The 8981-nt window shown below is 69.5% G+C and carries 6 protein-coding genes; 3 read left to right on the top strand and 3 right to left on the bottom strand.

Going from position 1 to position 8981, the window contains the following annotated elements:
* The first annotated feature begins 205 nt into the window (after window positions 1-205).
* The 3 genes from VFS34_14095 (at window position 206) to VFS34_14085 (ending at window position 5867) form a co-directional block, all read left to right on the top strand.
* The gene (locus VFS34_14095) at window positions 206-2563 is read left to right on the top strand and encodes an NAD(P)-binding domain-containing protein (protein ID HET9795581.1); all 2358 of its coding nucleotides are present in this window, start codon (window positions 206-208) and stop codon (window positions 2561-2563) included.
* A gap of 52 nt (window positions 2564-2615) precedes the next feature.
* Complete coding sequence (locus tag VFS34_14090; GenBank protein ID HET9795580.1) at window positions 2616-4745, top strand: S9 family peptidase; 2130 nt, start codon at window positions 2616-2618, stop codon at window positions 4743-4745.
* 75 nt (window positions 4746-4820) lie between these two features.
* Complete coding sequence (locus VFS34_14085) at window positions 4821-5867, top strand: hypothetical protein (GenBank protein ID HET9795579.1); 1047 nt, start codon at window positions 4821-4823, stop codon at window positions 5865-5867.
* Between the two features lie 25 nt (window positions 5868-5892).
* On the opposite strand, the gene VFS34_14080 is transcribed toward VFS34_14085, so the two are convergent.
* The 3 genes from VFS34_14080 to VFS34_14070 all read right to left on the bottom strand — a co-directional run bounded on the left by VFS34_14080 (window position 5893) and on the right by VFS34_14070 (window position 8954).
* Window positions 5893-6717 carry a lysophospholipid acyltransferase family protein gene (locus VFS34_14080; GenBank protein HET9795578.1) on the bottom strand — a complete coding sequence of 275 codons (825 nt, stop codon included), beginning with the start codon at window positions 6715-6717 and terminating at the stop codon, window positions 5893-5895.
* A 132-nt stretch (window positions 6718-6849) separates the two neighbouring features.
* Window positions 6850-8493, bottom strand: a complete 1644-nt coding sequence (locus VFS34_14075; GenBank protein HET9795577.1) for a hypothetical protein — start codon at window positions 8491-8493, stop codon at window positions 6850-6852.
* The gene (locus VFS34_14070) at window positions 8490-8954 is read right to left on the bottom strand and encodes a PaaI family thioesterase (GenBank protein ID HET9795576.1); all 465 of its coding nucleotides are present in this window, start codon (window positions 8952-8954) and stop codon (window positions 8490-8492) included. Before VFS34_14070 ends, VFS34_14075 begins: the two co-directional genes overlap by 4 nt.
* Between the last annotated feature and the right edge of the window lie 27 nt (window positions 8955-8981).

Raw genomic sequence — 8981 nt, 5'->3', positions numbered from 1 at the left:
CTTCGCGGATCGCGCGGCGCGGAGAGCGGCAATGCTTCCCGTGCACGTCGTAGTCGAAGCCGTCGAGGCATTTCTGGATCCGCCACGGCGGAGAGAGGCTCCGGAGGAAGCGCACCTCGCGACGGGTCAGGCCGAAATCGGGCATCGTCGGCGGCGACGTTAACGGCTCCGGAGGCGCCTCGCAAGCGCGTTATGCTCGCGGGAGATGCCGAACCCCGTCGCCCGGTACACGCGATGGCTGCACACGCGCTGGCCCGCGGGAACGGTCGAGAAGCTGCCCGAGATCGGCGAGGGGGGCGAGACGGCGGTCCCCGGCGTGCGCATCGCCGGCGACCTGACCGGGATCCCCCTCCTGAAACTTTCCGCCGACGGCGGCGCCCGGGCGGCCCGCGCCGTCGCCGCCGAGCTCGCCGGGCCGGGGGAAGACCCGGCCGTGCTCGATCTCGCGATCGTCGGAGGAGGAGTCGCCGGCATCTCCGCGGCGCTCGAGGCGAAAGCGCTCGGGCTCCGATTCTCGGTCTTCGAAGCGTCCGAGCCGTTCTCGACGGTCGCGAACTTCCCGAAGGGGAAGCCGATCTTCACGTACCCCTCCGGAATGAGCCCGGCAGGGAGGCTCCGATTCCGCGAGGAGGTCCACCCGAAGGAAGCGCTCCTCGAGAGCCTGGAAGCGCAGCGCCGCGGAGCCGGCATCGATCCGGTGTTCTCCCGGATCGACCGCGTCGAGCGCGCCGGTGCCGTCCTGCGGCTCCATCATGCCGACGGGCGGTCTCCCACGGCCGCACGACGCGTGATCGTCGCGATCGGCCGGAGCGGCAGCCATCGGCGCCTGGGCGTCCCCGGGGAGGACTCGGGGAAGGTGTTCAACCGGCTCTACGACCCGAAGGATTTCGCCGGGCAGGACGCGCTCGTCGTCGGCGGCGGGGACAGCGCGGTCGAGACGGCGATCGCGCTGGCGGCTTCCGGCGCGCGCACCACGCTCGCGTGCCGCGGGAAGGATCTCGTGCGGCCGAAGCCGGCCAACGTCGCGGCGCTCCACGCTCTCGAACACGACCCGCGCGCGCCGGTCGGCGTCGAGCATCCGAGCTCCGAAAGAGTCACCGCGGCCACCGGCGCCTTCGACGCCGTCGAGCATCCGCCGGGACGGATCGCGATCGCGCTCGGCACGGAGGTCGCGCGGATCGAACCCGGCCGGGTCGTGCTGCGCGAGGCGGACGGCCGGGAGCGCGCGGTCTCCAACGACGTGGTGTTCACGATGATCGGGCGCAGGGCTCCGCTCGATTTCTTCCGGCGGTCCGGGATCCGGATCCGGGGGGAATGGACCGCCGGACGGGCGGCGGCGTTCGCCGCGTTCGTCGCGTTCTGCACTTTCCTCTTCAACTGGAAGGCGGGCGGGTCCCTCACGCGCGTCTTCGAATCGCGCCGATGGTTCCCGTTCGACGTGCGCCTCGCCGGTTCGGGCGACGGCGCCGCGCCGCTCGCCACCGCGGTCGCGATCTCGCTTCGGGAGCCGGGTTTCTACTATTCCGTCGCGTATTGCCTTGCGATCGTCCTGTTCGGCGTCGCCCGGATCCGGCGCCGCCGAACCCCTTACGTGACGCGCCAGACGGTCGCGCTGATCGCGATCCAGCTCGTTCCGCTCTTCCTGCTTCCGTACGTCCTCCTCCCGTGGTGGGGGCACGCGGGCGCCTTCGATTCGGGCGTCGGGAAGACGATCGCCGATCACCTGTTCCCGGCCGTCTCGTCCGGACAGGGGCGGGAATACTGGCGCGCGTTCGGGCTGATCCTCGCCTGGCCGCTCTTCGTCTGGAACGTCTTCTCGCCGCGCCCGATGAGCTGGTGGCTCGCGATCGCATTCCTGCAGACGTTCGTCGCGATCCCGCTGATCGTTCGCCGGTGGGGAAAGGGCGCCTACTGCGGGTGGATCTGCTCGTGCGGCGCGCTCGCCGAGACGCTCGGCGACAGGCACCGGCAGAAGATGCCGCACGGGCCGCTCTGGAACCGGGTCAACATGGCGGGGCAGGCGATCCTGGCGGCCGCACTCCTGCTCTTCGCGGGGCGCGCCGTTTCCTGGGCGGCGCCCGGGACCCGCGTGGGCGCGGCCGCCGCGCGCCTCTACGACGGAATGCTCTCGGGATGGGCGCCGCTCGGGATTCCGTTGAACTATGCGCGCCTCGTCGATCTCTTCCTGGCGGGAATCGTCGGAGTCGGATTCTATTTCTGGTTCTCCGGACGCGTGTGGTGCCGGTTCGCCTGTCCCCTCGCGGCGCTCATGCACGTGTACGCGCGGTTCTCGCGCTTCCGGATCTTTCCCGAGAAGGCGAAATGCATTTCCTGCAACGTCTGCACCTCCGTGTGCCACCAGGGCATCGACGTCATGAGCTTCGCCAATCAGGGCGTCCCGATGGAAGATCCCCAGTGCGTGCGCTGCTCCGCGTGCGTCCAGATGTGCCCGACGGGAGTGTTGTCGTTCGGGCGCGTCGGCGCGGGCGGGCTCCCGGTGCTCGATCGCCTTCCCGCGTCGCCCGTCCGGATGACGGAGGCGGATCGGACCTCGATCGGCTGACGCTCTCGCGCCGTGGCGGGGCCGCGGAGCCTCGGAATATGCTCCCCGGACGATGAGAAGACTTCCTTCCGTTCTCCTGGGGACCGTTTTCGCGTTCGGGTTCGGTGCACGGCCCGCGGCGGCGGCGGAGCGCCGGCCGATCGCCGAAACCGATCTGCTGAAATTCCGGTGGATCGCCGATCCGCAGATCTCGCCCGACGGGCGCCGGATCGCCTACGTGCTCGTGACGGTCGACGAGAAGGAGGACCGGTACGACACGTCGGTCTGGGAAATCGACGCCCGCGAGGGAGCCGCGCCGCGCCGCCTCACGGCGGGAACCCGCGACTCCTCGCCGCGCTGGTCGCCCGATTCGGAGACGCTCGCGTTTCTTCGCGCGGGAGAGAAGGACCCCGCGCAGATCTGGGTGCTGCCGATGGCCGGCGGGGAGGCCCGCCGGCTGACCGACCTTCCGAAGGGAGCGTCGCCCGCCCAGTGGTCACCCGACGGCCGCACGATCGCGTTCACGAGCTCCACGACCCCGGAGGATCTCGAAGAACGGAAGAAGAACGCCGGCAAGGCGGAGGCCGAGAAAGAGAAGGAGAGCGACGTCCGCATCGTCACGCGCGCCCTCTACCGGGACAACGACGAGGGCCTCCTCGACCTGAACGCCCACGAGCACGTCTGGACGATCTCCTCGAGCCCGGCGGAGACCCTTGCCGCGCCCCGACAGGTCACGACGGGCCGGTTCGACGAAGGAAATCCGTTCTGGAGCCGCGACGGCGAGCGCCTCTTCTTCGTGTCCGACCGTCAGGAGGAGCCCTACTACAAGCCGGCGGACAGCAACCTCTATTCCGTTCCGGCGGGCGGGGGGCCGCTCGAGACCGTCATCGACATCGACGGCCCGGTATTCGGCGTCCGTCCGTCGCCCGACGGCCGTTCCTTCGCGTTCGAGGGATGGGTCAACCCGGCTCGGGAGCGTTCGTACACGCAGCCGGACGCCTTCGTCTTCCGAGGGGGCCGCGCGGCGAACCTGACGGACGGATACGACTCCGACGTCGGAAACGACATCATCGGCGACCAGCATCCGCCGCGCGGGGGGGAATCGTCGAGCCCTCTCGTGTGGGCGCGCGGCGGCGAAGCGGTCGTCGTCGCGACTACCGAGCACGGCCATTCGAATCTCGTCCGGATCGACCTCGCGACGAAGCGGGTCGAGCCCCTGACGAGTGGAGACCACGAGATCGTCGCGTACACGGCGGCCTCCGACGGGGATCGCTTCGCCGTGACGATCGACGACGCGACCCGGCTGACCGAGCTTTACCTCTTCGACGCGACGACCCGGAAGCTGGCGCGTCTGACCCACGAAAACGACGTCCTGTTCGATGCGATCGAGGTCTCCCGCCCGGAGAAGATCACTTACGCGAGCTTCGACGGAACGAAGATCGAAGCCTGGGTGGTGAAGCCTCCGCACTTCGATCCGTCGAAGAAATATCCGCTCATCCTGGACATCCACGGCGGTCCCCACACGGCGTACGGCGAGACCTTCTTCCACGAATTCCAGTGGATGGCCGCGAAGGGATACGTCGTCCTCGCGCCGAATCCGCGCGGGAGCACGGGATACGGGCAGGACTTCGGAAACGTCATCCAGTACAACTATCCGGGCGACGACTACAAGGACCTCATGACCGGCGTCGACGAGCTCCTCCGGCGCGGATACGTCGACGAGAAGAAGCTGGGCGTCACGGGCGGAAGCGGAGGGGGTCTCCTCACGAACTGGACGGTCACGCAGACGAACCGTTTCGCCGCGGCGGTTTCGCAGCGGTCGATCGGCGACTGGGCGGCGTTCTGGTACTCGACGGATTTCACGCTCTTCACGCCGTTCTGGTTTCGCCGGTACCCCTTCCAGGATCCGGAGGAATACCGCCGGCGCTCTCCCGTCACCTACGTCGAAAGGGTCCAGACGCCGCTGATGCTGATCGAAGGAGAAAGCGATCTCCGAACGCCCACGAACGCGGGCGGGGGGACGATGTTCCGCGCGCTGAAGGCGCTCCACAAACCTGCCGTGATGGTTCTCTTCCCGGGCGAGACGCACGAGCTTTCTCGATCGGGCAAGCCCTCCCATCGAATCGCGAGGCTTCGGCACATCCTGAACTGGTTCGACAAGTATCTCGAGGGAAAGAAGATCGCGGACTACGATCTCCAGTAGCGCCGCGCCGGATCGCCGGAGCAGAAACCTTTTCGGGCGCGGCGCCGTCTTATGGGAGAGGCGAAGGAGGATCCCGTGAAGAAGATCGGTCGATCGTTGCTCCTGTCCCTGGCCGGGGCATCCGCCGTGGCCGTGCTGGCCTTCGGCGCGGCGTCGGAACCCTCCGTGTCCGGCACCTGGTCGATCGAGCCGGCGGGGGTCCGCGGCAGCGTCCAGCTCGAGATTCGCCGCAAGACCTCGCATTCGAGCTGGAGCTCGGGAGAGACCGTCCCGGTCTCGGCTCTGAGCGGCCTTTCCGCGGACGCCCTTCGCGGGGGAAGCGCTCCCGTCCGGTTCGACATGAGCCGGGACGCCGGAGTCTTCCATTTCGAAGGCGACGTCCGCGATGGAGAAGGCGGCGGGCGCTTCACGTTCGAGGCCGACCCCGCCTACGTCGCGGAGATGTCTTCGCTCGGCTACGGCGGGCAGTCCGGCGACCGGCTGTTTTCCGCGGCCGTGCACGACGTCAGCCGCGCCTTCGTGCGGGAGCTCGCCGCTCTCGGCTATTCGCGCCTCGACTTCGACGATCTCGTCGCGCTCCGCATCCACGGGGCGACGCCCGACTTCATTCGGGCGATGCAGGCGCTCGGGTATCGCGGCGTCCCGGCGGACGATCTCGTCGCGTTTCGGATCCACGGGGCGACGCCCGAGTACGTGAAGGCGATGAACGACGCGGGCCTCTCCTCGATTTCGGCCGACGATCTCGTCGCGATGCGCATCCACGGAGTCCGACCGGAGTTCGCGAGGACGCTCCGCGAGCTCCGGTATCCCGACGCCGGCCCGGCGGACCTCGTCGCGCTCCGGATCCACGGCGCGAGCGAAGAGTTCCTGCGCGACCTCGCGGCGCTCGGCTACGCGGGGACGTCCGCGGACGATCTCGTCGCGATGCGGATCCACGGGGTGACGCCCGAGTTCATCCGCGAGCTCGCGTCGCTCGGGTATCGCGGCGTTCCCGTCGACGATCTCGTCGCGATGCGGATCCACGGCGTTTCACCCGAGTTCGTCCGGCATGTCTCGAGCCGCGACCGCCGTCCGTCCCCGGAGGAGCTCGTGCAAATGAAGATCCACGGCAGGGACGAATAGGAGCGGCCGTCCCCCGGCCGCCTCTTCAGCGCGGCTTCAATTCCCGGGGATGGATCGCTCGCTCGTCCGAGCTTCGTCTCATTTTCGACGGGCCTTCGGATTCCGCGGCGACCGTTCGCCGCAGGTCGTCCAGGGCCTCCTGCATGCGGCGGCGCGTCTCGGCCGCGGCCGCGGAGACGGCGGCGGGGGAGGCGTCGGGCACCGGGATCGGATCGAGGACGCGGACCCGAAGCGTGCCCGGCCGCGCGCGGCGAACTCGCGTGTCGACGATCGCGGTGAGGGGCTCCGCGACGAGAGGCACGATCGGCACTCCGGCGACTCCCGCGAGCCGGAAGGCGCCGGTCTTGAAGGGGAGGAGCTCCTCGCCGGCGTTGCGATGTCCTTCCGGCATCATCCACACGGAGATCCGCTCCTCGCGGATGATGCCCGCCGCTTCGGCGAGCGCGATCGTCGTCTGCTCGGGGCGTCCCCGGTCGACCGTGAGGTTACCGGCCGCGCGAAAGAACCAGCCGAAGAGGGGAATCCGCCCGATCTCCTTCTTTCCGACCGCGACCGTGCGCGGAGGCACGATCGCTCCGAAGACGACGACGTCGAGGATCGACTGGTGATTCGAGACGAAGACGCATGGACGCGCCCGTTCGAGCAGGTCCGCGGGGTCGGCGACGATCCGCCAGCCGAGCGCGCGGGTGAGGCCGCCGCAGAAGATCCGGGCAAAGAACGTCGTCGCGGAACGATCGTGCGACCCGAACGCCAGGCGAAGGAATCCGGCCACGGAACACGCCAGGAGCCAGGGGACTCCTCCCGCGAATCCGGCGTAGAAACGGATCGTCTCGCCCACGGAGGAGGCCATGATAGCCATCCGCGTCCGGAAAACGCGTGATGCAATTTGAGCCGGGCCGTCACCTCCCGGCACGCCGGCGAGCACCGCGCGCCTCGTTCCTCTGGCCGCTTCGATCGGAGCGGAACTGCCCGCCGTTCGAAGTCAGATCGCCTCGGCGACGGCGATGGATCTCCGGAAAACCGGGAGGCGGGCGATCGCCGAAACCGCGAGAATGACCGCGAAGGGAAGGACGGGAACGAGGTAGCGCTCCCAGGACGGGGCGGCGGTGAAGAAGAGCATCTGGCCGAGAAACCAGATCCCGCACGCGGTCCCGGCGGGATCCCGCCGCCGGAAGGCGAGGATCGCGCCGGCGATTCCGAGGACGGCCGCGGCGGGCCAGAGCAGGCTCCATTCCGGGACCCGGTGCGGCGAATAGTCCGGGATGCCGGTGAACAGGATTCGCCAGAGTCCCCAGGTCGACGGTTTCGCGCTCGCGTTGACGAGAGTCCACCGGCGGGCGATGCCGCGCTGAAAAACCAGGAACGCCGTGGGCGAGAGCCCCTGGGTGAACGATCTCGCGTAGGCCAGGCCGTAGGCGGCGAACGCGAGCGGAGCCCCCGCCGCGAATGCCGCGGCACTTCTCAGGCGCCGCGAGCGAACGAGCGTCACGACGACGGCCAGTCCGAAGACGGCGAACGACCACTTGAGCGCCATGCCCGCGCCGAGAATCGCGTCGAGCAGGACGACTCGCGCCGGCGAGAGGGGTTTCTCCGCCGCCCGCGCGGCCGCCAGGAGGCTCCAGGCCGCGAGCGCCAGAACGAAGATCTCGAGGTAGGTGTTGATCGTGTACGAGGCGAGGAGGGCGCCGGCGGCGGTGATCGAGGTCGCGACGAACGCGAGAGTCCAGCTTTCGAGAATCCGGCGGCCCAGGAGGGCGAGCCCCGCGAGGGCGGCGAGGCCGGCGGCGAAGGTGGCCGCGACCGGGGTATGCGCGATCCGCTCCGCGGCTCCCAGGAGGTATTTGCCGAGCGGCGGGTGCTCCGGATTCGCCAGGTCGGGGCGCGTTCCGTGAGCCTGAAGCCACCCCGCGAAAGCGTAGATGCGCTGATCGTTCATGATCCGGAGCCCCGGCTGCTTCCAGCCGAGGATGAATTGCGAATGGCGGAAGAGTTCCATGTCCCTCTTCACCTTGCGGGGGAACGGCAGCGCCGGGGACGTCCACACGCGCTTCGCGTACGACCCGGCGGTCACGGCGAGCAGGAGGGAGGCGATCACCGGCATCCATCGGCGGGGGCCCGCCGCCCGCCGGACCGCGCCGGGCGCCTCCTCGTCCGCCGGGAGCTTCGCCCGGAAGATCCAGAGGGCCGCGGAGCCGGCCAGGAGGAGGACGAGCGTGCCCCAGACGCGGTCGCGCGATCGAGCGTAGGCCGCGGGGGGAAGATACGTCAGCAGGCGCGTCTGGTCCGGCGGAAGAACGTCGATGCGGTGGCTGCCGGGCCGGGCGGGACCGGAAAGCGTGAGCCGGCCGGCGGCGTCGGTCCAGAGCTCGTATCCTTCGGCGCCGTCGAAGATCACGAGTCGCGGCGCTCGCGGCGGGAGCTTCTCGAACCGGAAGATTCGTCCCGGTCCCGAGAACGTCACGGCGATCGACCGGGGCTCGGCCGAAACCACGGCCGGAGCCGCTCTTCCGAGGACGCGCGCGGCGGGGATCTCCGACGCGGCGAGAACGGTCCGGCCGGCCAGCGACGCGAGGAGGAGCACGAGAGCCCGGATCGTCCGGAGCCGCGGCGCCCGAGGCGCGTTCACCATCGGTGGAACGCGGGATGCCCTTCCTTGACCGCCACGAAGGTTCCCCGGCAGGTGGCCGTCGTCCTGCCGCCGGCCTCGATCGAAGCTTCGACGGTCGCGCGGTCCTCGCTCGACTCGACGACTCGAGCGCGCAGGTGGAGAGGTCCGATCGGGGTCGGACGCTTGAGCGTGACGTGGAAATCGGCGGTGACCGTGTAAGGGGGCTCCGCCGCCCCCGCTTTCTTCATCAGGTGGTACGCGGCGGTCCAGTTGCTGTGGCAGTCGAGGATCGCCCCGCAGATCCCGCCGTTGACGACGCCGGGAAACGCCTGGTGATGTTCTTCCGGCGTCCAGTCGCAGACGACTTCGTCTCCTTCGCCGGGAAAGCTCTTGACCCGGAGCCCCTTTTCGTTCGCGGGGCCGCAGCCGAAGCAGCGGGTGTTCGGGCCCCAGGTGTCCTGGAGGCTCTTCCCGGTCACGGGAACAGTCCTCGGATGCGCGTGGCC

It is taken from the genome of Thermoanaerobaculia bacterium, from assembly GCA_035717485.1.
In the GTDB taxonomy this organism is placed as follows: Bacteria; Acidobacteriota; Thermoanaerobaculia; order UBA5066; family DATFVB01; genus DATFVB01.
The sequence above is the reverse complement of the archived record's forward strand: the minus strand, read 5'-3'. Positions and strand labels throughout refer to the sequence as shown.

Coding starts and splice junctions, on each gene's coding strand:
- VFS34_14095 (HET9795581.1), top strand. CDS start 206: ATGCCGAACCCCGTCGCCCGGTACACGCGATGGCTGCACACGCGCTGG.
- VFS34_14090 (HET9795580.1), top strand. CDS start 2,616: ATGAGAAGACTTCCTTCCGTTCTCCTGGGGACCGTTTTCGCGTTCGGG.
- VFS34_14080 (HET9795578.1), bottom strand. CDS start 6,717: ATGGCCTCCTCCGTGGGCGAGACGATCCGTTTCTACGCCGGATTCGCG.